The following is a 26,522-nucleotide window of genomic DNA, read 5'->3' on the forward strand; positions in this document are numbered from 1 at the left end:
GGTGCATGGCTGAAGACCCCTTTGAAGAAGATACGATATCCGTCGCGGACCGGCTGGCTGCCGAAGCGCTGATCATCGATGTCGATGGGTTTGAGGGCCCGCTTGACCTGCTGCTGACATTGAGCCGGACGCAGAAGGTGGATTTGCGCAAAATCTCCGTGCTGGCGCTGGCCAAACAATATCTGGCCTTCGTGGAACGCGCCAAGGCGCTGCGGCTGGAACTGGCGGCGGATTATCTGGTGATGGCAGCCTGGCTGGCGTTCTTGAAATCGCGCCTGTTGCTGCCCCCCGACCCGGCCGAAGAGGGCCCCTCTGGCGAAGAACTGGCCGCCCATCTGGCGTTCCAGCTTGAGCGGTTGCAGGCGATGCGCGATGCCGCCGCCCGGCTGATGGGGCGCGACCGACTGGGCCGCGATTTCTTTGCGCGCGGTCAGACGCATGAGGTGACGCGTACCCGCAAGATACAATATACCGCCACGCTGCTGGACCTGATGCAGGGCTATGCGCGCATTCGCACGCGTGACGATTTCCGCCCCTTCGTGATGGACCGCGATGCCGTGTTCACGATGGAACAGGCGCTGGAACGGATGCGCGGGCTGATGGGCTTTGCCGGCGACTGGACGGATATTTCCAGCTACCTCCCGGAAGGCTGGGAGCTGGACCCGGTGCGCCGCCGGTCAGCCACGGCCGCGACCTTTGCGGCCTCGCTGGAGCTTGTTAAAGAGGGCCATCTGGAAATCCGCCAATCAGAGACATTCGCGCCCATTCAGCTGCGCAAAAGGGACAGCCCACAGTGACCGACGACGCCCCGCAAGAGACCGAAGAAAGCCTGTTTGAAGCGCCTCCGATGGGCGAACAGGAGCGCATGGTCGAGGCCATTCTCTTTGCCACGGCAGAGCCGATTTCCTTACGCGAATTGGCCGCGCGGATGCCGCATGGGTCTGATCCGGCAGAAGCGCTGGTGCATTTGCGCAAACGCTATGAGGGGCGCGGCGTAAACCTGTGCAAGATCGGCGATGCCTGGGCAATGCGCACCGCACCCGATCTGGGGTTTTTGATGCAGCGCGAAACGGTCGAGACGCGCAAGTTGTCGCGTGCCGCCATCGAAACCCTTGCCATCATCGCCTATCATCAGCCGGTGACGCGCGCCGAGATCGAAGAGATCCGGGGTGTTTCCGTCAGCCGTGGTACCGTGGATCAGTTGCTGGAAATGGAATGGATCCGGTTCGGGCGCCGCAAGATGACACCGGGGCGGCCCGTAACCTTTGTGGTGACGCAGGAGTTCCTGGATCACTTTGGTCTGGAAAATGCGCGTGATCTGCCGGGCCTGAAAGAGCTGCGGGCTGCGGGCCTCCTGGAAAATCGTCCGCCGCCCGGTGCGGGTTTGCCCGGTCCTGAGGAGGAGGGGGAAGACGAAAGCGCCGAAGGACAGAGCGAGCTTTTCGAGGATTAACCGGCTTTGCTCTGAAAATTGCCGCAATTGGTGCTATAGTATACGCGAGGCAAAGATCCAAAGGGCGAGATAATGGATAGAATTCTGAACATGATCCTGCGCCAGCTGACGCGGCGTTTGGTCAACAAGGGCATCAATATGGGGATCAACAAGGCCGCATCCATGGGACGCGGGAAAAACCCCCAAACCGATATGGTGGATGAACCGGCCAGCCCGGAACAGCGCCAGCAGAACAAACGCGCCGCCCATCAGACACGCCGCGCGGCCAAGATGATGGGCCGCATCACCCGCATGTAAGGGCTGTCGTTCAGGCGGAGCGAAAATGCTTGCTCAGCTTCAGCCCCTGGCCCTGGTAGTTGGATGCAATCCCTGCGCCATAAAGCTGTGTGGGCACCTCGGCCATCCGTTCATACACAAGTCGGCCCACGACCTGACCGTGTTCCAGCACGAAAGGCGCCTCATGACAGCGCACTTCCAGCACGCCCCGTGATCCGGCACCTCCCGCGGCATCATGCCCGAAACCGGGGTCGAAAAAGCCTGCATAATGCACGCGGAATTCCCCCACCATGGCCAGAAACGGCGCCATTTCGGCGGCATATTCGGGTGGGATCGTCACCGCCTCGCGGCTGACAAGGATGTAGAAGGCGCCGGGGTCCAGAATGATCTGCCCGTTGCTGCTGTGCACTTCTTCCCAGTATTCCGCAGGCGCGTAGTGGTCGATGCGATCGAGATCGATGACACCGGTGTGCGGTTTGGCCCGGTACCCCACAAGGGTCGTGTCGGGCAGGCGCAGATCGACGGAGAAACCCAAGCCATCGTCAATCACCGCTGTACCGTCGACCAGTGGCGTCTCTGCGTGCAGCGCACGCAAGGCGTCGTCCCCCAGCACCGCCTGACCGTCGCCAAAGCGGATCTGGTTCAACCGCATGCCGGGCCGAACCAGGACCGAGAAAGACCGCGGGCAAATCTCTGCATAAAGCGGGCCGCAATAGCCTGGGGCCACGCGATCAAATTCCGTGCCCCCATCGGTGATGGTACGGGTCAACAGATCGAGCCGCCCGGTGGAGCTTTTGGCATTGGCGACCGCCTGGATGTCTTCTGGCAGTGCCAGTGATTCCATCAGCGGCACCACATAGACGCAGCCTTTTTCCAGCACGGCACCGTCCGAGAGATCGACGCTGTGCATCTCGAATTCTTTCAGGCGGTCGGAAACGCGGTTGCCGAGGCCTGCGAGAAAGGAGGCGCGCACCCGGTAGGCCGTTGTGCCCAGGCGCAGATCAAGGCTGGCAGGCTGGATCTGCGCGTCAATGATCGGGCGTGTCGATGCGATCTGACTGTCGTCGATCATCTGGCTGATCTGTTGGTTCGGTAGCACACCACTCATATCGTCTCTCCTGAATGCGCAAAGGCCCGCGCGGGGCGCGCGCGGGCACTTGGCATATGTCGGATAGTGGTCGGGCTAGCAGGACTCGAACCTGCGACCTTCCGTCCCCCAGACGGACGCGCTACCAGGCTGCGCCATAGCCCGACATGAGCCGCTTCATACCCGATCTGAGGGCCGAGACAAGAGGGAAGTGCCATCTGTCAGTCTTTGTGGGTGTCTTTGCGCGGGTTCGCCATGCTGGCCCGCAGCCGGATCAGTTGCGCGAGCAACGGCTTGGCGGCATCGCGGTCCTTGGCGGCCAGCGATTTCGCCCGTGCCACGGCAGAGAGCGCCGAAGGCGCGGCTGGAAGATCCGCCTCCACCGGGAGATCCGGCAGGTCGATGACGCGCGGTTTCAGCTGCGCCGGTTCTGCCGGAGCGGCGTCTTCTGCTGCAGGCTCTGGCGCGGGCTGCTCAGCAGTGGCATCATCCCCTGCCGCGACCTCTGGTTCCGCGGTTTCCGGTTCAGGTTGGACGGCTGGGGCGGCATCTTCTGGCGGCGTTTCTGGGGTCGCTTCTGCTTGCGCCGGCGCATCCGGTTCCGCGAGCGGTCGACGAATGAAGCTGGGCAGCGCCGCCGCGTCAACCTCCTCGGCATCGCCGGTTTCTTCCTCGGGTGCCGGGTCCTCGGGCGCGGGCTCTGGTTCCACAACCTCTGCCGCCTCCGGGCTGGCTTCTACTGGCTCCGGTTCCGGATCGCTGATCGATTCTGGTTCTGGAACAGGAGCGATTGGGGCAGTTTCTTCTTCGGTTTCAGGTTCAGGTGTTTCGCGTGCTTCTTCGGGGAGCGGGTCAGGCTCGGGCGGTGTCTCCGCAGCCGCCGGGGGGGCCGGTTCAGGCGTTCCATCGGGCTCCGGACGCGCTTCCGGCGCCGGATCGGGCTCAGAAACGGGCGCGGGTTCCGCCTCGGGCGCGACCTCAGCTTCGTCCGCCTCAGCGTCGTCAGAGAGCAAAGCCTCTATTTCCGGCGCTGGCGCACTCGCGTCATCGACGTCCTCTTCCGCCTCGACAGAAGAGGCCTCGGCCTGAAGCATTTCGCCCGTGTCATCGGGGGTATCATCGACCGCGACTGTTTCAGGCTCCGGTTCGGCGGCAGCCTTTGGCGCCTCCGAAGCTGTGCTGCCCTCGATGACGGCCATGGTCAGGTCATCAAGCGCCTGCGACTGATCCGCGACATGGCTCATCCCCTGTTCGCGCAGGATCTTTTGCACGCCCTTGATGGTCAGACCGTCATCGTGCAACAGCTTCTTGATCCCGCCCAACAGCAGCATATCCGCCGGTCGGTAGTAACGGCGGCCCCCTGCGCGTTTGATGGGTTTTACCTGGGTGAATTTGCTTTCCCAAAAGCGCAGCACATGCGCCTGCACGCCCAGCCAGTCGGCGACTTCCGAGATTGTGCGAAAAGCATCGGGCGATTTGGCCATCAGATCAGGACTTGTTCCCGTCTGCCACGCGATCTTTCATCAGATGAGAGGGGCGAAATGTCAGCACCCGCCGGGGATTGATCGGAACCTCTTCGCCGGTCTTGGGGTTGCGACCGATGCGGGCCGATTTGTCACGGACCGAAAAAGTGCCAAAGGAAGAGATCTTGACCTGCTCACCTTTGACCAGCGCTTCGGAGAGATGTTCCAGCACGGATTCAACCAGTTGCGCGCTTTCATTGCGAGATAATCCGACCTCGCGAAACACTGCTTCACTCAGATCCATACGCGTCAAAGTCTTTTCCGACATGGTTGTCCCCCCGTTGATTTTCAGCAACCATAGGGGAGAGGGATTTTCAGAGTCAATATCAATGGCTTGGCGGATGCAGTTTGGGCAAAATTAGTCCCTTACCAGCGCAGAACAACCGCCCCCCAGGCCAGTCCGCCGCCAATTGCCTCGGTGACAATCAGATCACCTGCCTTGATTTGGCCACGTGAACGGCCCACGGAGAGCGCCAGGGGAATCGATGCCGCAGAGGTATTGCCGTGATCCTGCACGGTCACCACGACATTTTCCATCGGCAGGCCCAGCTTTTTCGCCGTGCCCTGGATGATGCGGATGTTGGCCTGATGCGGCACGATCCAGTCCACATCCTGCGGCGCAACCCCGGCACGTTCCATGGCCTTGGTTGCGGTGGAGGCGAGCTTTTCAACGGCGTGGCGGAAAACCTGATTGCCTTGCATGCGCAGATAGCCGGTGGTGCCGGTCGACACGCCGCCATCCACATAAAGCAGATCCTTATGGCGCCCGTCGGAATTCAGATCGGTTGAGAGGATGCCACGATCCTCCGGGCCGCCTGTGCCGTCCTGCGCCTCCAGGATCAATGCGCCCGCGCCATCGCCGAAAAGCACGCAGGTTGAACGATCCGTCCAGTCCATGATGCGGCTGAAGGTCTCCGCACCAATGATCAGAACGCGTTTGGCCTGACCGGAGAGGATCAGCGCATTGGCATTGCTGAGCGCATAGATGAACCCGGCGCAGACGGCCTGGACATCAAAGGCGAACCCCTGATCCATGCCAAGGTCGGCCTGCACCATGGTGGCGGCCGAGGGAAAGGTCAGATCCGCGGTGGAGGTGGCCACGATGATCGCGTCAATATCCGCCGCCGTCAGGCCCGCGTCCTTGAGCGCGGCCCGCGCCGCAGCGCTGGCCATCGACGAGGTGGTCTCCCCTTCGGCGGCAAAATGACGGCGCTCGATGCCGGAGCGGGCGCGGATCCATTCGTCATTGGTGTCGAGTGTCGCCTCGAACTCCGCGTTTGGCACAACGCGTTCCGGCAGATAGTGACCGACACCTTTGACAACGGCACGCAGGGTCATGTTTCGCTCTCCTCTGCGGGCAGGGCGGCGACACGCGCGGCCAATTTGTCCGTGAATTTGATATCGGCCAGTTGCGCGGCCAGCTTGATTGCCGCAGATACGCCTGTAGCATCTGCCGATCCGTGTGATTTCACAACCGTGCCGTTCAGGCCCAGAAAAACGCCGCCGTTCACCCGGCGCGGATCGATCTTCTTTTTCAGACGATTCAGCGAGGTATAGGCCAGCAGCGAGGCCAGCCGCGACAGCGGCGAGAACTTGAAGGCCTCGCGCAGGCGGTCGCCGATCAGGCTCGCGGTGCCTTCGCCGGTCTTGATGGCCACATTGCCGGTAAAGCCATCGGTCACGACCACATCGCAGATGTCGCCGGAGATATCGCCGCCTTCGACAAAGCCGACAAATTCGAAACCGGCCACATCGCGCTGATCGCGAATCAGGTCATAGGCTTCCTTGAGTTCGGTGCGGCCTTTGTGCTCTTCGGTGCCGACGTTCAGCAAACCGACACGCGGGCGCGGTAAATCCAGACCGTTGCGAGCATAAGACATCCCCATTAGCGCATAGCGCAGCAGATCATCCGCATCCGCCTTCACATCGGCGCCGACGTCCAGCATCACATTGAAGCCCTGCGGGTTTGAAGAGGGGTAAAGCACCGCGATGGCCGGGCGATTGACGCCCGGCAGCTTGCGCAGGCGGATCATCGACAGCGCCATCAGCGCGCCGGTGTTGCCGCAGGAAACCGCCACAGTGGCAGAGCCTTCGCGCACCGCCTCGATGGCCGACCACATGGACGTGTCCTTGCCGTTGCGCACGACCTGGCTGGGCTTGTCATCCATCGTCACCACGTCCGAGGCGTCGCGAATTTCCACCCGGCCTTCGAGCGCGCGTTTGCGGTCCACCAGGCCGGAGAGTTCCGATTTGGGGCCGTGCAGGATGAATTGGATGTCAGAATTCTTGCGGGCGGACACGTCACACCCTGCAATCACAGCGGCGGGGCCTTCATCCCCGCCCATCGCATCTACGGATATTGTGATGCGTCTGGCCTTCGCGTGTGCCTGATCGGTCTGCGCCGTCATAGTGCGACTGCCCCCAAAACCTCTGCCCTTTATTGTTTAAGGGAAAGGTTTAGGCCGCGTCGTCTTCCAGATCAATCTCTTCTGTGAGTGCCACGACTTCTTTGTCGTCATAATGGCCACAGGCAGCACAGACGTGGTGCGGGCGTTTCAGCTCGCCGCAGTTGGTGCATTCGTTGGGGTTTGCCGCGACCAGCGCGTCATGCGCGCGGCGATTGTTGCGGCGCGATTTGGAGACTTTGTTCTGTTGAACAGCCATTGTCTTGGGCCTTTTGTCATTCGGGGCCGGGCGCATCAGGACGCGGGGCCGAGTTTCAATTCTATTCCCATCAGCCGGGTGTGACGTGCGTTTAGGCCCAAGCCCACGCCTTGTCCAACCCTAATTGGGTGAGCGGCGCAAAATACTCAGAAAAATCCGCAGTGCAAGGCGTTTTTTGGCGCGATCAACGGCAATGTGATCCAACCGCGTCAGCCCTTGTCCTTATCAGGATCGGACAATTGATCCTTCAGCGACGCCAACCCGGCAAAAGGGCGGGCATCCTCATCCCGCATCGGTGCGATGCCGGGTTCGGAATAGACCATTTCGCCCAGCTCCGCGCCGTCACTGCGCGGATAGAGCGGCAGGGCGAGCACCAGCGCTTCGATCATCACCTGCTCGGGATCGATCCAATAACCCAGAGGCTCGCAGGTATCATCCTCGGGCATCTCAACCTCCGGCGCGTCCTCTTCGACATAATCGCTGAGATAGCGGCGGGTGACCGGGACATCGATCCGCGTGGTCACCGGCTCCAACGTCACGCTGCAGGGCTGGATCACCGTCGCGCCCAGTTTTGCAGAAAGATGCCAGTCAGAGCGCCCCTGCGCCGTCACGTCACCGGCAAAGGACAATTTGCGCAGGCCCAGCAGGTCCAGTTCCGCCGCAATGGCTTTCAACGCCTCGGCCTCAGGGCGCAGCGCAAAGGCGGTTGCGCTGTTTTGATTGAGGTCGGCCACGCGCAGGGCGCCGGGGCTGGGAGGGGTTTGCTTGGACATCTGATGCTTTCGTTTCTTGAACCATGTGCAGTGCATGGTGTAAGCGGGATAAAAGCCACGAAGCACAAGGGCAAGAGGGCAGCGGTTATGGGTACGGTGAATTCGGTAAAAGGCAGGAGCCTCAGGGGCGCGCGCTGGGGTGCAGCGGTGCTATTGTGTCTGACGCTCGCGGCCTGTGACGGGCGCTACCGCGATCACGGCTATGTGCCGCCGCCCGAGGATCTGGAACAGATCGTTGTGGGCATCGATACCCGCGCGAGTGTCGAGGAAACGCTGGGCTCTGCCTCCTCGCGGTCGGTTACCGACGAAGGCAACATCTATTTCGTGCGGAGCCGGGTGCGCACCTTTGCCATGCTGGCCCCGGAAGTCGTTGAGCGCGAGGTCGTTGCCATCAGTTTCGATTCCGGTGGCATTGTCTCCAATGTTGAAAGTTTCGGGTTGGAAAAAGGTCAGGTCGTGCCGCTGGCGCGCCGGGTGACCAGTTCCAGCGTTAAGGATAAATCCTTCTTGCGGCAGCTGCTGGGCAACATCGGACGCTTCACACCTGGCGGCGGTGATCTGGACTTCTGACCTGTCATGCTGCCGTCAGAAACGGTGGTATAGAAGGGCTGCGACCCCGTCGAGCGGGCAGAAGGAGCCAGGATCATGGTGAGAAAACCACGCTACGCAGCACGCCTTGCAACGGACCCGGATGACATTCTGACAGCACAGGAATTGCGGGCACGCTGTTTCGGGCTGGACTGTGCCCGCGACGCGGACGGCTTTGACGCGCGCTGCGCCCATATCCTGGTGGAAGATGCCCAGAGCGGCGCGCTGGTCTGCACCTTTCGGATACTGGATCTGACGGGCGCGGATGTGGGTGCCAGCTATTCCGCGCAATACTATGAGCTTTCCGCGCTGGAAGCCTTCGAAGGGCGGATGGTGGAAATGGGCCGCTTCTGCATTGATCCCGATGTGAAGGATCCCGATATCCTGCGCGTCGCCTGGGCGGCGATGACCGCCTATGTGGATGATTACGACGTCAAACTGCTCTTTGGCTGTTCGTCTTTTGTGGGTACGGAAACGGCGAATTACCTTGACGCCTTTGCCATGCTGAAAGCGCGGCACCTGGCCCCCAAGCGATGGTTGCCGCGGGTCAAGGCGCCGGATGTCTTTCGGTTTGCCGCTAGGCTGCGCCGCAAACCGGACCTGAAAAAGGCGATGGCGCATATGCCCCCCTTGCTGCGTACCTATCTGATGATGGGCGGCTGGGTCAGTGATCACGCTGTGGTGGACCGGCAGATGAATACGTTACATGTGTTCACTGGGGTGGAGATCGGCGCGATCCCTGCCGCACGCAAGCGGTTGTTGCGCGCGCTTGCATGACTTTTATGCCTCCGGCGGGGATATTTGGGGCCAGAAGAAACGAGATGCGTTGACGCTTGTCGCAATGCGGCATAGCTGCGGCGCATGGCACGTGTTCCTTTACTCCAACTGAATGAAATATCGCTGACCTTTGGCGGCGATCCGGTGTTCGAAGACCTCAGCCTTGTGGTGCAGCCCGGGGATCGGGTGGCGCTGGTCGGGCGCAACGGGTCCGGCAAATCCACCTTGATGAAGGTCATGGCCGGTCTGGTGGAGCCGGACAGCGGCGAGGTGGTGCCGGGGCCGGGGGTGTCGGTCGGCTATATGGAGCAGGACCCGGACCTGAGTGGTTTTGAAACGCTGGGAGATTTCGCTGCTCACGGGTTGGAACCATCAGAGATGTATCTGGTCGAACGTGCGGGCGAGGGGCTGAAGTTTGACCCCGCGCGCCCGGTGGAGACCGCCAGTGGCGGGGAACGGCGGCGCGCGGCGCTGGCACGTCTGATGGCTGGTAGCCCCGATCTGATGTTGCTGGACGAGCCCACCAACCACCTGGACATCGAGGCCATTGCCTGGCTCGAAGAGGAGCTGAAACAGAGCCGCAAGGGCTATATCATCATCAGCCACGACCGGGCGTTCCTGCGGGCGCTGACACGTGCGACGCTCTGGGTGGATCGCGGCGCGGTGCGGCGGCAGGAAAAGGGATTTGCCGATTTCGAGGCCTGGCGCGACCAGGTCTGGGCGGAGGAAGACAGCCAGCGGCACAAGCTCAACCGCAAGATCAAGGCGGAGGCCCGCTGGGCGGTCGAGGGGATTTCGGCGCGGCGCAAGCGCAATCAGGGGCGCGTGCGGGCCTTGCAGGATTTGCGCGCTGAGCGCAGCGCTCAGATCAACCGGCAGGGCACAGCGGCAATGGCGCTGGATGCGGGGCCAAAATCCGGGCGCAAGGTTATCGAGGCCATGGGCATTTCCAAAACCTTTGGTGAGAAATCCATTCTCAAGCCGTTTTCCCTGACCGTGCAGCGCGGCGACCGGATTGCGCTGGTGGGGCCGAACGGCGTGGGCAAGACGACGCTTTTGAACATGCTCATTGGTCGCGAAGCACCGGATGCGGGCACGGTCAAGCTGGGCACCAACCTGGAACTGGCGCTTTTCGATCAGGCGCGCGCGCAGCTGGATCCAGAGATGAGCCTTTGGGACAGCCTGACCGGCGATCCCGATATGCGCGTCTCCGGCAAGGCGGATCAGGTGATGGTGCGCGGCACGCCCAAACATGTGGTGGGCTATCTCAAAGAATTTCTCTTTGACGAGGCACAGGCGCGGGCCCCCGTGCGCGCCTTGTCGGGCGGTGAAAAGGCGCGTCTGCTGCTGGCCAAGATCATGGCGCGGCCCAGCAACCTGCTGGTGCTTGACGAACCGACCAATGATCTCGATGTGGAAACGCTGGACCTGATACAGGAATTGCTGGGGACTTATGACGGCACGGTTTTGCTGGTCAGCCACGACCGGGATTTTCTAGACCGGGTGGCCGCGACAACCATCGCGATGGAAGGTGACGGTCGGGCGACGGTTTATGCCGGTGGGTGGAGCGATTACATCCGTCAGCGCGGTCAGGATGATTTTGCCGGTAGTGTGACCAAGCAGAAATCCTCCGGTGGGGCGGGGAGGCCCAAAACCGCCCAGACATCCGGCCTGAGTTTCACCGAAAAGCACCGGCTTGACGCGCTGCCTGCGGAGATTGAGCGTTTGGAGGCCGAGATTGCCAAACTGGAAGAGCTGTTGAGCGATCCAGGCCTCTTCACCGATCATCCGGTGAAATTTCAAAAAGCGACGGACGCGCTGGTGGCGCGGCATGAATTGCTCAGCGCGGCGGAAGAGGAATGGCTGGCGCTGGAGGAGAAATCCTCCGCCTGAATTCAGCGCATACGCAATGCACCGTCGATGCGGATCACCTCGCCATTCAGATATCCGCATTCGACGATAAATCCGGCAAGGCGCCCATATTCCGCAGGATCGCCAAGCCGGGGCGGGCAGGGGACGTCGGCGGCGAGTTGCGCCTGCACCTCTTCCCCCAACCCCGCGAGCATCGGCGTCATGAAAATGCCTGGTGCGATGGTCATTACGCGGATGCCGGTCTTGGCCAGATCCCGCGCCATCGGCAGGCAGAGCCCGACCACACCGCCCTTTGACGCCGCATAGGCGGTTTGCCCTTTCTGACCATCGAAGGCCGCGATGGAGGCGGTATTGATGATGACACCGCGCGCGCCATCCGGGGCGGTGTCGTTGGTCTGCATCGCCTCTGCAGCAAGCCGCGCGACGTTGAATGTGCCCACCAGATTGATGTCGATGGTGCGCTGAAACGCGTCCAGCGGATGCGGCCCTTCACGGCCCACGGTCTTGATGGCATCCGCGATGCCCGCGCAGTTGACCGCGGCGCTGATCCCGCCCATCCGCTCCTTGGCCAGCGCAATGGCCGCCTGTACCGATGCTTCATCCGTGACGTCGGTTTGCGCGAAATGGCCGCCGATCTCCTCGGCGACCTGCGCGCCGCGCGTCGCATCCCGGTCAAGCAGCGTCACCTGTGCGCCCTGCGCTGCGAAATGCCGCGCTGTGGCCTCGCCCAGACCGGAAGCGCCCCCGGTGATGATCGCAGCTGTCTCCTTGAGGTGCATCGCGCTCTCCTTGATCTGAACGTATGTTCATTTAATCATGGCGGGTATGAGCTGTCTAGATGCCGTGCATCAGCCCTCTGTCCAGACGGGCGATGGGGGCAAAGAACCTGCTCATCGGCGGCCACCAGACCCAGGTGCCCCCCAGCCGGTGGGCCCGCGCGCCCGTGCCCAGCTTGAAACGTGCCAGTCCCTGGCCCTCTTCGGTATCGATCAGGCCCAGCTCAAGGTCGTCGATCCCTTTCTTCTGCGCCCAGCAGATCACCTCCCACATCAGCAGCGTATGCGCGGATGCAATGCGGCCCGAGGGACGCGCATGGCCAATGTGATAAGTGGCTGTCGTTCCGTGTCGCAGGATCAGCATGGCGGCCACCGGTTCGCGGCCCCAAAAGGCGGTGAAGAGCTTGGATTGGCTGGGGTTTTCGCGCCCGTAGGCGAGCGTCAAAGCCGTAGGCCAACTGCGATACCGACGCTGACTTTGCTGCAAGGCATCGGCTTGCAGCAGCCAATGCGCTTGATCATCCGGCATGTTCTGCCGCTTCACCCGCAGGTCCTGGTTTTGTGCGTGTCGTAGCCGGTTGCGCCATTTCTGATGCAGGTTCGCCTTCAGCGTTCCAAGATCGGGCCGCAGATCCAGCCGGGCGACCGTATTAGGGCTGACCAGCGGCAGCGCGCCGATCCTGTCCAGCGGCAGGGGCATCTCCGGCGACAGGATGACCGGCCCCCTCGACCCCAGGCTTTTTGCAGCGGTCAACAGAGCCTCGGGTGATGCGGTTTGCGGTCTGCTGATCATGTGAACCGGCAAGGGGCCAAAGCTGCGGTGCACCGCTAGGGTCCCTTCCTCCAGGCGCCGGACGGGTTGGCCCAAGGCGCGCAGCGTTCGTTCAAAGGCATCGCTTTGCTGAAGGGGGATCGGATCGGCGGTGGGGGCGGCATCAAACATGTCAGCCATTAACCGGGTATAAACCTAATTGCCGGTTAATGGGTGACATGAAAAAGACTGTTCAAGGCGTTGCCGCCCCCGCACCCCGCATGACAAAGACCGCCGCATTCCTGATCGCGACCGGCATGTCGATCCCGGTCTTCGCGATCCTGTCGCTGGTGGAGTGGCTCTGGTTCTAGGCCAGCTGCACCAAGGCATGCCGCTTCTTGCCCGCGCTGAGTTTGATTGGGCTTGAAAGCGCACCTGCGTCGATCATCAGCCCGGCATTGGTCAGCGGCTGATCATCCAGACGCGCGCCGTTTTCCGCAATCAGGCGCTTGGCCTCCTTGCCCGAGCCTGCAAGGCCTGACTTCACGATCAGCTGCACGATGGAAATACCATCACCGAGGTCTGACGCGCTTAGTGTCAACGTGGGCAGATCGTCACCGACCCCGCCCTTTTCAAATACCTCCCGCGCCGTTGCTTCAGCCGCCGCTGCGGCATCAGCCCCGTGCAAAAGCGTCGTGACCTCCCCCGCCAGCCGCGCCTTGGCCTCGTTGATCTCGGCCCCCTGCAGCGCGCCCAGCCGATCACATTCGTCGACCGGCAGTTCGGTGAAAAGCTTGAGGAATTTGCCGACATCGGCATCCGCCACATTGCGCCACCACTGCCAGAATTGATAAGATGACATCATGTCTTCGTTCAGCCAGACAGCGCCTTCGGCAGATTTGCCCATCTTCTTGCCATCCGCGCGCGTGACCAGCGGCGTGGTCAACCCGTAAGCGTCCTCGCCGTCAACACGCCGGATCAGATCAGCGCCGGAAACGATGTTGCCCCATTGATCGGAGCCCCCCATCTGCAACCGGCAATCGTAGCGGCGATGCAGTTCCAGATAATCATAGGATTGCAGCAACATGTAGTTGAATTCGATGAAGGACAGCGCCTGTTCGCGGTCCAGCCGCGACTTCACACTCTCAAACGCGAGCAGCCGGTTGATCGTAAAATGCCGCCCGATGTCGCGCAGGAAATCGATGTATTTCAATTGGTCAAGCCATTCGGCGTTGTTGACCAACGGTGAATCCAGCGGCCCGTCGCCATAAGAGATATAGCGTGAGAAGACCTTGCGGATGCCTTCGGCGTTCGCATTGATCTGATCGACCGAGAGGATCTTGCGCATCTCGTCCTTGCCCGAGGGGTCGCCGACCTTGGTGGTGCCGCCACCCATCAGGGTGATCGGCCGGTGCCCGGTCTTTTGCAGCCAGCGCAGCAGCATGATCTGCACAAGATTGCCGATGTGCAGGCTGGTCGCGGTCAGATCGAAGCCGATGTAGCCGGTCACGACACCCTTCACCATCCGCTCGTCCAGTTCCTGCAGATTGGTGCAGTCGGCGATGAAGCCGCGGCTGCTGAGTTCGTTCAGGAAATCCGATTTGGGGTGGTAGGTCATCTTGCTTGCTCTCGGCTTGAATTGCGCCCACTCTATAGGCGGTGAGCAGACAAAGGAAAAGGCTTTGAAAAGGGCCATCGAAAAAACGGGCACCCTCACGGCATTGGGCGCGATGAGCGGCACCTCTCTGGATGGCGTGGACGCGGCCGTGGTGAGGACGGACGGGCACCGGATCGCAGGGTTCGGGCGCACATCCTACCGCGGCTATTCCGCTGAGGAGCAGGCCGTTTTGCGTACCGCATTGGGGCAGTGGTCCGGGGATGTGGTGGAGGCGGCCACCGATGTGGTGGAGCAGGCGCATCTGGCCCTGCTTGAGCCCTATGACGAGGTCGATCTGGTAGGGTTTCACGGCCAGACGCTGGCCCATGCTCCGCGCACAAAGGGCACCTTGCAAGTGGGTGACGGCGCATGGCTGTCCGAAGCGCTCGGGCGTCCGGTGGTCTGGGATTTCCGCACCGCAGACGTGGAACTTGGGGGCGAGGGCGCGCCGCTGGCCCCGTTTTTCCATTTTGCCTGCGCCAAACACATCCGCGCCACTGATCCCGTGGCCTTTCTGAACCTTGGCGGCGTGGGCAACCTGACCTATGTTGATCCGTCCTTTGAGCGCCCGGAAGAGCCCGGTGCGCTTCTGGCCTTTGACACCGGTCCTGCGAATGCGCCGCTCAATGATCTGCTGCAGGCGCGCCGGGGGCTGGCCTTTGACAAGGGGGGTGAAATTGCCCGGCGCGGCACGGTGGAGCAGGGCGCGCTGGAGCTTTTCCTCGCAGAGCCTTACTTTTCAAAAATACCACCCAAATCTCTGGATCGAAACGATTTTTCGGAGATGATCGCCCTGGTGGCCGAGTTGAATGATGGCGATGCCGCGGCGACGCTAACGGCGATGTGTGCAGCAGGCGTGGCCGAAGGCATGCAGCACTGCCCGCAGCCGCCGGCACAGGTGTTGGTCACGGGCGGTGGGCGCCATAATCCGGTGTTGATGCAAATGCTCGCAGTGTCGCTGGATTGCCCGGTTGCCCCGGTAGAGGACGTGGGGCTGGACGGCGATATGCTGGAAGCGCAGGCCTTCGCCTATCTGGCCGTCCGCGTTGCGCGGGGCCTGCCGACATCCTGTCCCGGCACCACCGGGGTGCGGGCCGCGGTGGGCGGCGGTGTTGTGAGCTGGCCAAAGGCAACGGACATCGCTGTCTGAGCAGGGGAGACGAGCACGGGGCTTCAGCCGCGCGGGATATCGAACCCGTTATCGGCGAGCGTAAACCCGTCGAATTGAAAGCCCGGCGAGACGGTACAGCTGACCAGAGTATAGGCGCCCGTGCTGCGCGCCGCCTGCCAGTGATCTTTGGGCACGATGATCTGCGGCGCACCCTTTGACAAATCGGGGGTCAAGAGATGATCGCGCGCCGGGCCCGCATCCGTGGCGCTCATCGATAAAACCAGCGGTGCGCCTGCATGATAGAGCCAGATTTCGGTGGCATCCACCCGGTGCCAATGGCTGGATTCCCCCGCGGCCAACAAAAAGTAGATGCAGGTGCCGCTGGGACGCCCGTCATTTTCGGCAATCCATGTCTGCCGAAAATGTCCGCCCTCGGGATGCGGCGCGAGGCGCAGACGCGCGATGATCTCTTGTGCTGTCATGGGGGCAGGTTAATCTCAGGGTACCTGAGGGCCAAGAGGCATTCGTCATGAAAGTGATCATCGTTGGGGCCGGCATCATCGGTGCGTTGACCGCCTTTCGGCTGGCGGAACGTGGTGCAGAGGTCACGGTGATTGACGCCGGTCAGCCTGCGGGTGCGGCCTCGGGGGCGTCTTTTGGATGGACCAACGCCAGTTTTCATGCCGATCAGGATCATTTCAACCTGCGTTTGGCGGCGATCGCGGCGCATCGCCGCCTTGGCGCGGATCTGCAAAGCGATGCGATCAGATGGCCGGGGTGCCTGTGCTGGGAAGCACAAGGCGATGCCTTTGATGAACAGCACAAGGCTTTGAAAGCGCTGGGATATGCGGTTTCCGAGGTCTCCGCACAAGCGTTTGCCGAACTGGAGCCGTCGGTCGTTGCCCCATCTCGCGCCTTGCATTTTGCGGATGAAGGAGCGGTGGATCTGGCCCAATTGGCCTCCGAAGCGCTGCAGGCAGGCGCGCGCCATGGTGTTCGTGTACTGGCCGGGCTGTCGGTCACCGCGCTGCAAGAGACATCAGGGCGGATCGCCGGGGTGCAAACACTCGCCGGGGTGCTGACCGCAGACCGGGTCATTGTCGCGGCAGGTGTGGCAACGGAACAGCTGATGGCCGAGGTGGGCGCGCCCGTGCCGATGCTGCGACGGCCGGGATTGATGGTGCGGTCGGAACCCTTGCCGCCCTTGCTGAATCATATTCTGGTCAGCCCGGAGCAGGAACTGCGGCAGACGCCGCAGGGCCATTTGCTAGCGCCCACCTCCGCCTGGCATCAAGGAGACAACAGCGACACCGTGCCAGAGCCGCTGGATGCGCTGGCCAACAGGACTATGGCGCGGGTGCAAGAGATGATCGGACGGCAGGTCGCTTGGGATCAGGTGACGCTTGCGTTTCGACCGGTGCCGCAGGATGGGTTGCCGGTGATCGGGGCCTGCGGGCCGGCGGGGCTTTACGTGACGGTCATGCACTCCGGCGCGACGCTTGCACCCCTGGTTGCTGAACTGGCCGCAGCGGAAGTGATGGAAAGCGCGCTCAGCAATACGCAACTGGCACTGCTGTCGCCCTACCGGCCTGCGCGGTTCACAGGGTAAGTTCGTAGAACGTCAAATACTCCGCCGTGCCGGGCGGCAGTGCAGAATAGGGTCCCCGGTTCTCAAACCCAAGCTTTTCATAGAGCCCGCGCGCAGGCGCGAAGGTCTTGTTGGTGTCGAGCAGGATGCGGCGATACCCATCTGCGCGGGCCTGATCAATCAGGGCCTGCGACAGCTTTTGCCCCGCGCCGGTGCCGCGAGCCGCTTCTGCAACGAAAACGCGTTTTATTTCAGCGTCTTGCTTATTGAGCGGGTGATACATGCCGCAGCCTACGGCGGCGCCATTCAACTCCGCCAGAAGGATAGTTCCATATGGGCGCGCGTGTTTGACCGGCAGGGCGTCCATCAGCGCAGTGTAGACATCCTCTGGATAGAACGCCTCGACCAGCTGCTGCATTTCAGGGCCACAGCTCAGCAGGTGGTCGCGGTAGTCCCAGCACAACTGTTGTACATCCGGCAGGTCGCGCGGCATCTCCGCCGGGCGGATGCGAAGATCCCCCATCACCGCAGGATCGATCGCCCGGCGTATTCGGCTGTCTCGCCGAGGGCTTCTTCGATGCGAATGAGTTGGTTGTATTTGGCCAGCCGGTCCGAGCGGGCCAGTGATCCGGTCTTGATCTGGCCGCAGTTTGTGGCCACCGCCAGATCGGCGATGGTCGCATCCTCGGTTTCGCCGGAGCGATGCGACATCACATTCGTGAAACCGGCGCGATGCGCCATATCAACGGCTTTAAGTGTTTCGGTCAAGCTACCGATCTGATTGACTTTTACCAGCATGGAGTTAGCTGACCTGCGTTCAATACCCATGGCCAGACGCGCCGGATTGGTGACGAAGAGATCGTCCCCCACGAGCTGCACCCGGTCCCCGAGCGCCTGGGTCAAAGCATGCCACCCGTCCCAGTCGTCTTCGGACATGCCGTCCTCGATGGAGATGATCGGATAGTCGTTCACCAGGGCTGTCAGATAAGCCACGTTCTCTTCGGAACTCAGTGTTTTGCCTTCGCCGGCCAGAACGTATTTGCCATCCTTATAGTATTCAGTCGCCGCGCAATCCATCGCCAGATAGATGTCGTCGCCCGGTTTGTACCCGGCCTTTTCGATGGATTTCAAAATAAAATCAAGCGCATCCCGCGTGGAGTTGATGTTGGGCGCAAAGCCCCCTTCGTCGCCGATACCCGTGGAAAGCCCTGCAGCAGAGAGTTCCTTTTTCAAAGTGTGGAACACCTCGGAGCCCATGCGCACCGCTTCGCGGATGTTCTCCGCCGCAACCGGCATGATCATGAATTCCTGAATGTCGATCGGGTTATCCGCATGTTCGCCGCCATTGATGATGTTCATCATCGGCACCGGCAGAACCCGCGCCGAGGTGCCGCCGACATAACGATAGAGCGGTTGCGTGCAGTAATCCGCCGCCGCCTTGGCCGCCGCCATGGAAACGCCAAGGATGGCATTTGCCCCCAGACGCCCTTTGTTGTCGCTGCCATCCAGTTCAATCATGGTTGTGTCGATATCGACCTGTTCGGTCGCATCGATCCCCACCAGCGCCTCGGCGATTTCGCCATTGACCGCCGCGCAGGCTTCCAGCACGCCTTTGCCCATATAGCGCGCCTTGTCACCGTCGCGCCGTTCCACCGCCTCATAGGCGCCCGTGGAGGCACCGGAGGGTACCGCAGCGCGGCCCATGGTGCCGTCTTCGAGGATCACGTCGACCTCCACCGTCGGGTTGCCCCGGCTATCAAGGATTTCGCGGGCGTGGATGTCGATGATGGTGCTCATGTCGGGCTCCTTTGATACCAGTTATGCGCGTCATAACGGGCCGTGGACGTTAAGGAAAGGGTCAGGCGCTGTTAGCGCGAACATTCCCCTCCCGCCAAAGGGTATAGAGCCCCGAGGCCACGATGATGAAGGCGCCTGTCAGGGTCCAGAGGTCCGGGTTTTCGTTAAAGACCGCAATGCCCACGACGAGCGCGAATATGATGCGCGAATAGCGAAAGGGGGTGACGAAACTAACCTCGCCAATGCGCATGGCAGCGACGATGAGATAGTAGGCAACAATGCCGATGAGCAGCGCGATGATCAGGTAAACCCAGTTGGCGGTGCTGACGGTGACCAGCGCGCTGCTGTTGATCCACATCAGCAGTGCCGCAGAGGGGATCAGCACGAGAAACGCCAGGAAGCTAAGTTGCAAGGAGGATGTCTCCCGCGGCACCCGGCGTGTGGCCAGATCGCGGATGCCAAGCCCGACAACCCCCTGCAGGGCAAAGAGCGAGAGCCAGTCGAAAGCCTCCATGCCCGGGCGGATGATCAGCAACACCCCAAAGAACCCCACGATGATCGCCGACCAACGCCGCCAGCCCACCTTTTCCTGCAGAAACAGCGCGGCCCCCAGGGTCACAAAGAGCGGTGTCGCCTGCAGGATGGCCGAGGCCGAAGAGAGCGGCGTGAGCGCGATGGCCGTCACGAATCCAAGCGTGCCGACCAGTTCGCCAAAAGCGCGCAGCGCAATGACGGGTGTCAGCATCGCGCGGGTGAAAAGCGCCTGGCCCTGTAGCACGAGAAGGAGGCCGACAAGCACCGCGCTGCCCAGTCCCAGCATGCCGATGATCTGCCCCACGGGCAGCTCCACGGCGAGGAATTTAATTAGCATGTCCTCGATTGCAAAGCCGAGCATCGCCAGGACCATGAAGGTCGCGCCGCGTAGGTTTTCCATTGACTGCCCTTTGGTAGAAGTGCCTGCCTCCTTTCAGAAATCCAGGCCAGGGTCAATCTGGCGCGGCATCGGGCGACGGGGTGGGGCGGGATGTTTTGATCTGACCGCTGCGGCCTTCTGCGCATCAGCAATCAGGGATCGTAGGTGGGGAAGGTCGCGCGTGGCACGCGCAAGGAAAAAAATGCTGAAATTTGCGATCATTTTGACGGTGCAGAATTCGTGCGCTGTTAACTCTGGGTCGGGCATGCTCAGACAATCGTGTTGGAGTGTTTGTGGTTCGGTTCATTGCGAGGGATGTCATGCAGGTTAACCAGTCGTTGAATGCCTATACTGTGTCCTTGTTTCAAGCTGCCGCCTCAGCGGCCAAGGTCGAACCGTCCGTCGGCCCACCTGGACCAGCAAGCAGTTTTGCGCCCGCCGCGACAACAGAAATGACGGGTATTTATAGTGACCCGCGCATCGGTCCGACACCCGCCGTTGCTTTCTCGGAGACCACGCAGAGGATACTGGATGCGATCCACTCCCTGATCAGCAATGAGTTGAAAACCATCGGAGCGACGTTTCGTCAGATGGTCGAAACGGATCTGGAGTTTGAGCCGGAAGACAGATTGCCGGAGAGTACCAAATACACCGATCTCACAAATGAGCAGATGCGGGGACTGTCTGAGGAGACCCGCGACGCCGGCCTCCTTGAGCTCAAGTTTTCCATTATCTCGGCTCTTGCAACAAAGGACGCCGCCAGCTTGAAGGGCGCGGGTTCTATTCTTTTCGGTGAAAAATACGTCGAAATGAGCACCGAAGAACTGGTGGAGCACCAGATAAACACGCTGGTGGATGGTCAGATCGGAGCCATAAAAAAAGCTATAGAGATGTCGCGCGGGGAGGACTTCACTACGTTCTCCGAGGGGACGCGCGATCCGACAGGTGTGCTCGACTCCATGACCGAAGAGGAAGTGGAAATCCTGCGTAACGATTTGCTGGCGCAACGCAGAGCGGAATACAAACGCGGAGAGCTGGATTTCAACATCAACGTCTTTGCGAGTACCCATGCCGCCAACTATGACAAGATCCACAAGACGCTGAACATGGCCACGGGGGAGACAGTGGTGAATGAGGCGAACACCGTCGTCTTTGACGAGGCCTGGGAGCTGAGCGAGCGCAAGAAAGCCTCCTTCCAGCGCCTGCTCATCGGGGAGGGAGAGTTCTTTGAGGATAATCTGGAGAGATTTGGGGTTTACGCGGAGGAGTACCTGAGGGACATCGCGTCCTGACGAAGCGCTTGCAGATGGCGGAATGGACTGCTGTGGGAGAATTGACGCTGAGAAGGCCGGCCCGGGGCCGTGCGACCGGAGGAGTTCAGCGCTTTTTCAGCGGTACGCCGTAAAGCTCCAACCGGTGGCCGCGCAGCTCATAGCCCAGTTTGCGCGCGATGCGGTCCTGTAGTTCCTCGATTTCGGCATCGACGAATTCGATGACCTCGCCGGAATTCATATCGATCAGGTGATCATGATGATCCCGCTCGGCATCCTCGTAGCGGGCTCGACCGTCGCCGAATTCCAACTTGTCCAGAATGCCCGCCTCTTCGAATAGCTTCACCGTCCGGTAGACGGTCGCAATCGAGATGCCTGCGTCGATGGCAGAGGCACGGGCATAGAGCTCTTCGACATCGGGGTGATCGTCGCTGTCTTCCAGCACCTGGGCAATCACGCGCCGCTGACCCGTCATGCGCAGGCCTTTCGCTTCGCAGCGTTTGATGATGGATTTGCTCATGCCGGTGCCCTTGATTTCTGGCCTGCAGGTTTAACGGTATTTCGCATCAGCATCCAGACGCGTTTTGAAGCTTTCAGTTGACTTCCGGGGCATAAACCCCCATGTGCCATCTCAAGCGATGCCTTCTGCCGCGTGAGCAGTCATGAGCGCCCCGGGAAACACCCGCAAGCGGCGCATCATTCCGAAAGGCGCGCTTTGTGTTCCCAAAATCACGCGTGGGTCCAGACGCTGCGGACAGGTGCAGGCATTTGGCCTCGCTTGCGATCCGTTTTGCGTGTCCCAAGCGGTGCCCGATGCGGCGCAGCAAGAATAATGATGTACCTACATGGTATGCTGGAAAGAATTGAATGAGCGATTTTGACATGATGGATCTGCCACCGAAACTGGTGGCGCGCCTGAATGAAATGGGTATGAAAGATCCGACCCCGATCCAGAAACAGGCGATCCCGCACGCGCTGAACGGGCGGGATGTAATGGGTCTGGCGCAGACCGGCACCGGCAAGACGGCCGCCTTTGGTGTGCCGCTGGTGGCGCAGATGCTGGAACTTGAAGGGCGCCCTGCGCCCAAATCCGTGCGCGGGCTGGTGCTGGCCCCAACGCGCGAATTGGCGACACAGATCAGCGTGAACCTGCGCGGCTTTGCCGAGAAAACGCAGATCAGGGTGGCGATGGTTGTGGGCGGCCAGTCGATCAACAACCAGATCAAGCGGCTGGAGCGGGGGGTTGACCTGCTGGTGGCCACGCCCGGGCGGTTGCTCGACCTGATGGACCGGCGTGCGGTGCGGCTTGACGAGGCGGTGTTCCTGGTGCTCGACGAGGCGGATCAGATGCTGGACATGGGCTTTATCCATGATCTGCGCAAGATCGCGAACGTGATCCCCAAGGACCGCCAGACCATGCTGTTTTCGGCCACGATGCCCAAACAGATGAACGAATTGGCGCAAAGCTATCTGCGCAGCCCCATTCGTGTGGAAGTGTCCCCCCCCGGCAAGGCCGCGGATAAGGTCACGCAGGAAGTACACTTCATCGCGAAATCCGAAAAAGCAGGGCTGCTGATCGAGATGCTGGACAAGCACCGCGACGAACGCGCGCTGGTCTTTGGCCGCACCAAACACGGCTCCGAAAAGCTGATGAAGACGCTGGTGAAGGCGGGTTATGCCGCCGGGTCGATCCATGGCAACAAATCACAGGGCCAGCGGGACCGGGCGATTGCCGCCTTCAAATCCGGGGAGATCAAGGTGCTGGTGGCCACGGATGTGGCGGCGCGTGGCCTCGATATTCCCGATGTGAAACACGTCTACAACTACGACCTGCCGAATGTGCCGGACAACTATGTGCACCGGATCGGCCGCACCGCGCGGGCGGGCAAAGATGGCGCGGCGATTGCCTTTTGCGCCCCTGACGAGATGGGCGAATTGAAGGCCATTCAGAAAACCATGGGCGTTGCGATCCCTGTAGGATCCGGACGGCCCTGGGAAGCGATGGACATTCCCGAAGGCACCAAACCGAAAGGTCGCGGACGGGGTCGGGGACGCGGTGGGCGTCCGCAAGGCGGCGGCGCCAGTACCGGCGGTCAGCAACCGCAGGGCAAGAAACCCGGTGGTGGTCGCAGACGTCGCCGGGGTGGCAAGCCGGGTGGCGGCGGTCAGCGCGCCGCCTGAAGCCAGCGTTCAGGATGAGAGTGACAGCGGCGTGCCGGGAACGCCGCCGTTTTCGTGTTCAGGTATCGGTTTTCAGGTATAGAGCGATGGCACGCCCAGCTGATCGTGGATATCGTTCACCGCGCGCGCGTCCAGCCCGTAGGCCTGCGCCAGCTTGTGCAGGTATTGCGCTTCAGATTGATCATCGAGATTGATGCCCAGAACCGACATTGCGTAGACCTGACTTTCCATGCCGCGCGGTGTTTGCTCGACCAGACCATCAACATCCACGGGTGCTTGCAGTTCGGCCTGGACAAAAGCGGCCTCTTCCGCGTCCACCTCGTCACCGAGCTGACCCAAAAGCTTCTCGCGCTCGGCATCATCCAGCTTGCCGTCTGACTTGGCCGCCTGGATCATGGCGCGCAGCATCAGGGCCGCCGCGGCTTCCTGATCGGCGCTGGGTTCGATTTTCGGTTGGGGCGTCGCGTCAAAGGATGAATTCAACACCTCACCAAAACTTGCCGTGCTGGTCTGTGGTCGCCTTTGCGCCTGACCGGTCAAAGCCCCCAGCAAACCACCCGCACCGGCGCCACCCGCAAGCCCCGTCAGCATCCCTTGCAAACCGCCGCCGCCCTGGGTGCCGCCAAGGTTTTCCAGCAGACCGCCAAGCCCTCCCGGCAATCCCCCGGCTGATCCCGCGCCGGTGGTGCCCCCGAGCAGTCCGCCCAGCATATCCTGTAGATCTCCGCCGCTGCTGGCTGATCGCTGACCGCCCACACGGGCGCCCGCGTCGCGCATCATGCCGCCAAGGCCACCGCCGCCGCCCTTCATCATGCTTTGCGCGCCCTTGGCCACGGCCACACCGATGGCCACCTTGGCCAATGTCTTCATCAAACTCATTTTTGAAAATCCCCCCAATGTTTTCAATGTACACGCGCCGAGTGTGCCATCATTTGCCATCGCCGTAAGGGGAATTATCCGCAAGCAGCACCTTTTTGCCATCAGGCCGGTTGAAACCGATGCCGCAGGTGATTGACATTCCGCGGGCGGCACCGCCCTTTTGCGGGATGGAAAAGAAATCGCATATGGATGCCTTTGGCGCGGCGGCCCTGATCGCCTTCGCGCTGCATCTGGCGTTCAATCAGGTGGTGATCAAGCTGACCAACGGTGGGTTTGGCCCGGTTTTCGCCGCCGGATTGCGGTCTGCCGGGGCGGTCATTGTGCTGCTGATCTGGATGCGGCTGCGCGGCGTGACGCTGAATGTGCCGCGCGAGGCGCTGCCCGCCGGTATTCTGTCAGGATGCCTCTTCGGGCTGGAATTCATGTGTCTTTTCACGGCGCTCGATTTCACCACCGTCAGCCGCGCCTCCGTCATTTTCTATTCGATGCCGGTCTGGCTGGCGATTGCCAGTCATTTCCTGATCCCGTCGGATCGGATGACGGGGCTGCGCAGCATCGGTTTGGTTCTGGCCATGGGTGGGGTGGCGCTGGCGCTGCTGGATCGCAGCGATGCCACGGCGAGCCTGACCGGCGATATTCTGGCGCTGACCTCTGCGATTTGCTGGGCGGGTATTGCGCTCTGCGTCAAGATCACACCGCTCAGCACCGTGCCCCCCGCGCAGCAGCTGATGTTTCAGGTCCTGGTCTCTGCGCCGATATTGCTGATTGCCGCCGCGTTTTTCGGTGATTTCATCCGCGATTTGCAACCGATCCATATTGCTGGCCTGCTGTTTCAGATCATCGCCGTCGCCAGTCTCGGCTTCCTGGCGTGGTTCTGGCTGATGTCGATCTATCCCGCGTCCTCAGTGGCTTCCTTCAGCTTTCTATCGCCGGTGTTCGCAGTGATCCTGGGCTGGTTGCTCTTGAACGAGGACGTGGGGCCAAAGGTCTGGGCTGCCTTGGTGTTGGTGGCCGCGGGCATCTATCTGATCAACCGGCGACCCAAGACCGCCTGAAGTCAGGTTCCGCAAAAGGTTGCAGGCACACGCTGTTCTTTGGTGGGCGCGCGCATCAATTCCGCGTCATCGGTGTTAAATGGGTCCGCCAGCGCCTGCATCAGCCGTTCGAACGGGGCATAGTCGCCGGCCACGGCGGCGGCGATCATCTCTTCGATCCGGTGGTTGCGCGGGATGATCCGGGGGGACGCTTGTTGCATGAGGGCCTGGGCGGTATTTTCATCCGCCACCCGCGCGCGCCAATCTTTGGCCCAAAGGTCAAAAGCGTCGCGATCCAGAAACTGGTCGCGGGCATCGCCACGGGCCAGCGCATCAAATGTATTGGTGAAATCCGCACCGTCTTCTTGCATCAGGGCCAGCAGCCGCTCAACCAGGGCCGCGTCTTCAGGCGTTGGATTGGCAAGGCCCAGTTTTGCGCCAAATCGCTTAAGCCAGGCCGCTTCGACCTGTGCCGGCATGGCGTGCACGATTTCCGTCGCCTCCGCCACCATGCTCTGCGGATCATCATATTGCTGCAAGAGCGATGTCGCCAGTTGCGCCATGTTCCAGACAATGATGCGCGGCTGATTGGAATAGGCGTAGCGGCCTGTTTGATCGATTGAACTAAACACCTTATCCGTATGATAATCATCGATAAAAGCGCAGGGACCATAGTCGATTGTTTCGCCAGAAATGGTGCAGTTGTCCGTGTTCATCACGCCGTGGATGAAGCCAACGGACATCCAGGCGGCAACCAGATCGGCCTGCGCCTTGCAAACTTCGCGTAAGAGGCCCATTGGGCCATCCGCCTCCGGATAGTGCCGGTCAATCGCGTAATCGGTGAGCTGTTTCAGCTCCGCGCGCTGACCGCGGTGGGCAAAGACCTGGAAGGTGCCGACGCGCAGGTGACTTTGCGCAACACGTGTCAAAACGGCGCCCGGCAGCATGGTTTCGCGGATGATGTCTTCGCCGGTCAGGGTCGCCGCAAGCGCACGCGTGGTGGGAATGCCAAGCGCATGCATCGCTTCGGACACCACATATTCCCGCAGCACCGGGCCAAGCCAGGCGCGCCCGTCACCCATGCGGGAATAGGGCGTGGGACCAGAGCCCTTGAGCTGGATGTCGCGGCGGATGCCGTCGGTGCCAACGACCTCACCCAAAAGCAAAGCACGACCGTCGCCAAGCTGTGGATTGAAAGACCCAAATTGATGCCCTGCGTAGAGTTGCGCGAGGGGCGAAGCACCTTCCGGAACTCTGACACCTGAAAATACCGCGGCCCGCGCTTCCTCCGAGGCGGCAGAAAGCCCAAGGATGTCGCCAAGTGCTTCGTTGTACACCAGAAGCTGAGGCGCCTTCACCGGCTTTGGGTCAAGCCGGGTGTAGAAGGCTGCGGGCAGACGCGCATATGTGTTATCGAAGGGGGCGGTCAGTGTCATGGGGTGGATATAGGTCTTTGCCGCCTGCCGCGCCAGTAGATCGGACTTTGCAAAGGGGTCTGGCGGATTTGCAAAGTGAATTGGAGGTTTGCAAACTGAAGGGGCGGACTTTGCA

Annotated in this window: 30 protein-coding genes and 1 tRNA gene; 13 read left to right on the forward strand and 18 right to left on the reverse strand. The window is 61.4% G+C overall.

Going from position 1 to position 26,522, the window contains the following annotated elements; genetic code table 11:
• Positions 1-5 precede the first annotated feature (5 nt).
• From Q1A63_RS07040 to Q1A63_RS07050, 3 genes are all read left to right on the forward strand, one after another.
• Positions 6-797 (forward strand): ScpA family protein, encoded by a 792-nt coding sequence (locus Q1A63_RS07040; RefSeq protein ID WP_298969779.1) that lies wholly within the window; start codon positions 6-8, stop codon positions 795-797.
• 50 nt (positions 798-847) lie between these two features.
• A complete protein-coding gene (scpB, locus tag Q1A63_RS07045; RefSeq protein WP_298970477.1) occupies positions 848-1,453 on the forward strand; it encodes an SMC-Scp complex subunit ScpB in 606 nt (201 codons plus the stop codon).
• 72 nt (positions 1,454-1,525) lie between these two features.
• On the forward strand, positions 1,526-1,750 hold the full coding sequence (locus tag Q1A63_RS07050; protein WP_298969778.1) for a hypothetical protein: 225 nt from the start codon (positions 1,526-1,528) through the stop codon (positions 1,748-1,750).
• 10 nt (positions 1,751-1,760) lie between these two features.
• Here the strand turns inward: Q1A63_RS07050 and Q1A63_RS07055 are convergent, their stop codons facing one another.
• From Q1A63_RS07055 to Q1A63_RS07090, 8 genes are all read right to left on the reverse strand, one after another.
• Positions 1,761-2,837, reverse strand: coding sequence for a 2'-deoxycytidine 5'-triphosphate deaminase (locus Q1A63_RS07055; RefSeq protein ID WP_298969777.1), 1,077 nt, complete (start codon positions 2,835-2,837; stop codon positions 1,761-1,763).
• Positions 2,838-2,904: 67 nt separating this feature from the next.
• A tRNA-Pro gene (locus tag Q1A63_RS07060) sits at positions 2,905-2,981 on the reverse strand.
• Positions 2,982-3,037: 56 nt separating this feature from the next.
• Positions 3,038-4,300, reverse strand: coding sequence for a MerR family transcriptional regulator (locus Q1A63_RS07065; RefSeq protein WP_299631140.1), 1,263 nt, complete (start codon positions 4,298-4,300; stop codon positions 3,038-3,040).
• A gap of 4 nt (positions 4,301-4,304) precedes the next feature.
• The gene (gene ihfA / locus Q1A63_RS07070; protein ID WP_298969775.1) at positions 4,305-4,607 is read right to left on the reverse strand and encodes an integration host factor subunit alpha; all 303 of its coding nucleotides are present in this window, start codon (positions 4,605-4,607) and stop codon (positions 4,305-4,307) included.
• Between the two features lie 98 nt (positions 4,608-4,705).
• A complete protein-coding gene (locus tag Q1A63_RS07075; protein WP_299631143.1) occupies positions 4,706-5,677 on the reverse strand; it encodes a beta-ketoacyl-ACP synthase III in 972 nt (323 codons plus the stop codon).
• Positions 5,674-6,747: a phosphate acyltransferase PlsX gene (gene plsX, locus Q1A63_RS07080; RefSeq protein ID WP_298969773.1), complete on the reverse strand. Its 1,074-nt coding sequence runs from the start codon at positions 6,745-6,747 to the stop codon at positions 5,674-5,676. The genes Q1A63_RS07075 and plsX overlap by 4 nt, the downstream gene beginning before the upstream one ends.
• Positions 6,748-6,796: 49 nt before the next feature.
• Positions 6,797-7,003: a 50S ribosomal protein L32 gene (gene rpmF, locus Q1A63_RS07085; RefSeq protein ID WP_159979744.1), complete on the reverse strand. Its 207-nt coding sequence runs from the start codon at positions 7,001-7,003 to the stop codon at positions 6,797-6,799.
• Between the two features lie 209 nt (positions 7,004-7,212).
• Positions 7,213-7,776, reverse strand: coding sequence for a DUF177 domain-containing protein (locus tag Q1A63_RS07090; RefSeq protein ID WP_298969772.1), 564 nt, complete (start codon positions 7,774-7,776; stop codon positions 7,213-7,215).
• Positions 7,777-7,863: 87 nt separating this feature from the next.
• Here Q1A63_RS07090 and bamE point away from each other — a divergent pair, with 87 nt between their 5' ends.
• The 3 genes from bamE to Q1A63_RS07105 all read left to right on the forward strand — a co-directional run bounded on the left by bamE (position 7,864) and on the right by Q1A63_RS07105 (position 11,034).
• The gene (gene bamE / locus Q1A63_RS07095) at positions 7,864-8,346 is read left to right on the forward strand and encodes an outer membrane protein assembly factor BamE (protein ID WP_298969771.1); all 483 of its coding nucleotides are present in this window, start codon (positions 7,864-7,866) and stop codon (positions 8,344-8,346) included.
• 75 nt (positions 8,347-8,421) lie between these two features.
• The gene (locus Q1A63_RS07100; protein ID WP_299631145.1) at positions 8,422-9,141 is read left to right on the forward strand and encodes a GNAT family N-acyltransferase; all 720 of its coding nucleotides are present in this window, start codon (positions 8,422-8,424) and stop codon (positions 9,139-9,141) included.
• Positions 9,142-9,225: 84 nt separating this feature from the next.
• Positions 9,226-11,034, forward strand: coding sequence for an ATP-binding cassette domain-containing protein (locus Q1A63_RS07105; protein ID WP_298969769.1), 1,809 nt, complete (start codon positions 9,226-9,228; stop codon positions 11,032-11,034).
• Between the two features lie 2 nt (positions 11,035-11,036).
• Here Q1A63_RS07105 and Q1A63_RS07110 read toward each other — a convergent pair whose 3' ends face one another.
• On the reverse strand, positions 11,037-11,792 hold the full coding sequence (locus tag Q1A63_RS07110; protein WP_298969768.1) for an SDR family NAD(P)-dependent oxidoreductase: 756 nt from the start codon (positions 11,790-11,792) through the stop codon (positions 11,037-11,039).
• Positions 11,793-11,847: 55 nt separating this feature from the next.
• The gene (locus Q1A63_RS07115; protein ID WP_298969767.1) at positions 11,848-12,732 is read right to left on the reverse strand and encodes a GNAT family N-acetyltransferase; all 885 of its coding nucleotides are present in this window, start codon (positions 12,730-12,732) and stop codon (positions 11,848-11,850) included.
• A 47-nt stretch (positions 12,733-12,779) separates the two neighbouring features.
• Here Q1A63_RS07115 and Q1A63_RS07120 point away from each other — a divergent pair, with 47 nt between their 5' ends.
• Complete coding sequence (locus Q1A63_RS07120) at positions 12,780-12,911, forward strand: hypothetical protein (protein WP_298969766.1); 132 nt, start codon at positions 12,780-12,782, stop codon at positions 12,909-12,911.
• Here Q1A63_RS07120 and tyrS read toward each other — a convergent pair.
• The gene (gene tyrS / locus Q1A63_RS07125) at positions 12,908-14,158 is read right to left on the reverse strand and encodes a tyrosine--tRNA ligase (protein WP_298969765.1); all 1,251 of its coding nucleotides are present in this window, start codon (positions 14,156-14,158) and stop codon (positions 12,908-12,910) included. The two genes, Q1A63_RS07120 and tyrS, sit on opposite strands and share 4 nt — an antisense overlap.
• Positions 14,159-14,222: 64 nt before the next feature.
• Between tyrS and Q1A63_RS07130 the strand changes: the two genes are divergently transcribed.
• Positions 14,223-15,347 carry an anhydro-N-acetylmuramic acid kinase gene (locus Q1A63_RS07130; RefSeq protein WP_298969764.1) on the forward strand — a complete coding sequence of 375 codons (1,125 nt, stop codon included), beginning with the start codon at positions 14,223-14,225 and terminating at the stop codon, positions 15,345-15,347.
• A 23-nt stretch (positions 15,348-15,370) separates the two neighbouring features.
• On the opposite strand, the gene Q1A63_RS07135 is transcribed toward Q1A63_RS07130, so the two are convergent.
• The gene (locus Q1A63_RS07135) at positions 15,371-15,790 is read right to left on the reverse strand and encodes a cupin domain-containing protein (protein ID WP_298969763.1); all 420 of its coding nucleotides are present in this window, start codon (positions 15,788-15,790) and stop codon (positions 15,371-15,373) included.
• Between the two features lie 47 nt (positions 15,791-15,837).
• Here Q1A63_RS07135 and Q1A63_RS07140 point away from each other — a divergent pair, with 47 nt between their 5' ends.
• Positions 15,838-16,917, forward strand: coding sequence for an FAD-dependent oxidoreductase (locus tag Q1A63_RS07140; protein ID WP_298969762.1), 1,080 nt, complete (start codon positions 15,838-15,840; stop codon positions 16,915-16,917).
• Here Q1A63_RS07140 and Q1A63_RS07145 read toward each other — a convergent pair.
• The 3 genes from Q1A63_RS07145 to Q1A63_RS07155 form a co-directional block, all read right to left on the reverse strand.
• Positions 16,907-17,419 carry a GNAT family N-acetyltransferase gene (locus Q1A63_RS07145; RefSeq protein ID WP_298969761.1) on the reverse strand — a complete coding sequence of 171 codons (513 nt, stop codon included), beginning with the start codon at positions 17,417-17,419 and terminating at the stop codon, positions 16,907-16,909. The genes Q1A63_RS07140 and Q1A63_RS07145 overlap by 11 nt on opposite strands.
• Complete coding sequence (gene eno, locus Q1A63_RS07150) at positions 17,419-18,693, reverse strand: phosphopyruvate hydratase (protein ID WP_298969760.1); 1,275 nt, start codon at positions 18,691-18,693, stop codon at positions 17,419-17,421. Before eno ends, Q1A63_RS07145 begins: the two co-directional genes overlap by 1 nt.
• 61 nt (positions 18,694-18,754) lie before the next feature.
• Positions 18,755-19,627, reverse strand: coding sequence for a DMT family transporter (locus Q1A63_RS07155; protein WP_298969759.1), 873 nt, complete (start codon positions 19,625-19,627; stop codon positions 18,755-18,757).
• A gap of 299 nt (positions 19,628-19,926) precedes the next feature.
• Between Q1A63_RS07155 and Q1A63_RS07160 the strand changes: the two genes are divergently transcribed.
• Positions 19,927-20,898, forward strand: a complete 972-nt coding sequence (locus tag Q1A63_RS07160) for a hypothetical protein (RefSeq protein ID WP_298969758.1) — start codon at positions 19,927-19,929, stop codon at positions 20,896-20,898.
• 85 nt (positions 20,899-20,983) lie between these two features.
• On the opposite strand, the gene Q1A63_RS07165 is transcribed toward Q1A63_RS07160, so the two are convergent.
• Positions 20,984-21,397, reverse strand: coding sequence for a Fur family transcriptional regulator (locus Q1A63_RS07165; protein ID WP_298969757.1), 414 nt, complete (start codon positions 21,395-21,397; stop codon positions 20,984-20,986).
• 347 nt (positions 21,398-21,744) lie between these two features.
• On the opposite strand from Q1A63_RS07165, the gene Q1A63_RS07170 reads away from it, so the two are divergent.
• Complete coding sequence (locus tag Q1A63_RS07170; RefSeq protein ID WP_298969756.1) at positions 21,745-23,058, forward strand: DEAD/DEAH box helicase; 1,314 nt, start codon at positions 21,745-21,747, stop codon at positions 23,056-23,058.
• Between the two features lie 72 nt (positions 23,059-23,130).
• Here the strand turns inward: Q1A63_RS07170 and Q1A63_RS07175 are convergent, their stop codons facing one another.
• Positions 23,131-23,928 carry a tellurite resistance TerB family protein gene (locus tag Q1A63_RS07175; RefSeq protein WP_298969755.1) on the reverse strand — a complete coding sequence of 266 codons (798 nt, stop codon included), beginning with the start codon at positions 23,926-23,928 and terminating at the stop codon, positions 23,131-23,133.
• Between Q1A63_RS07175 and Q1A63_RS07180 the strand changes: the two genes are divergently transcribed.
• Together Q1A63_RS07180 and Q1A63_RS07185 are read left to right on the forward strand one after the other, a co-directional pair.
• The gene (locus Q1A63_RS07180; protein WP_298969754.1) at positions 23,903-24,073 is read left to right on the forward strand and encodes a hypothetical protein; all 171 of its coding nucleotides are present in this window, start codon (positions 23,903-23,905) and stop codon (positions 24,071-24,073) included. The two genes, Q1A63_RS07175 and Q1A63_RS07180, sit on opposite strands and share 26 nt — an antisense overlap.
• A 31-nt stretch (positions 24,074-24,104) precedes the next feature.
• Entirely contained in the window at positions 24,105-24,992 is an 888-nt protein-coding gene (locus Q1A63_RS07185; protein ID WP_298970474.1) for a DMT family transporter, read from the forward strand.
• A gap of 2 nt (positions 24,993-24,994) precedes the next feature.
• Here the strand turns inward: Q1A63_RS07185 and Q1A63_RS07190 are convergent, their stop codons facing one another.
• Positions 24,995-26,407 carry a protein adenylyltransferase SelO gene (locus Q1A63_RS07190; RefSeq protein WP_298969753.1) on the reverse strand — a complete coding sequence of 471 codons (1,413 nt, stop codon included), beginning with the start codon at positions 26,405-26,407 and terminating at the stop codon, positions 24,995-24,997.
• Positions 26,408-26,522 lie beyond the last annotated feature (115 nt).

Origin of the sequence: uncultured Roseobacter sp. (assembly GCF_947499265.1) — a bacterium.
GTDB lineage: Bacteria > Pseudomonadota > Alphaproteobacteria > Rhodobacterales > Rhodobacteraceae > Roseobacter.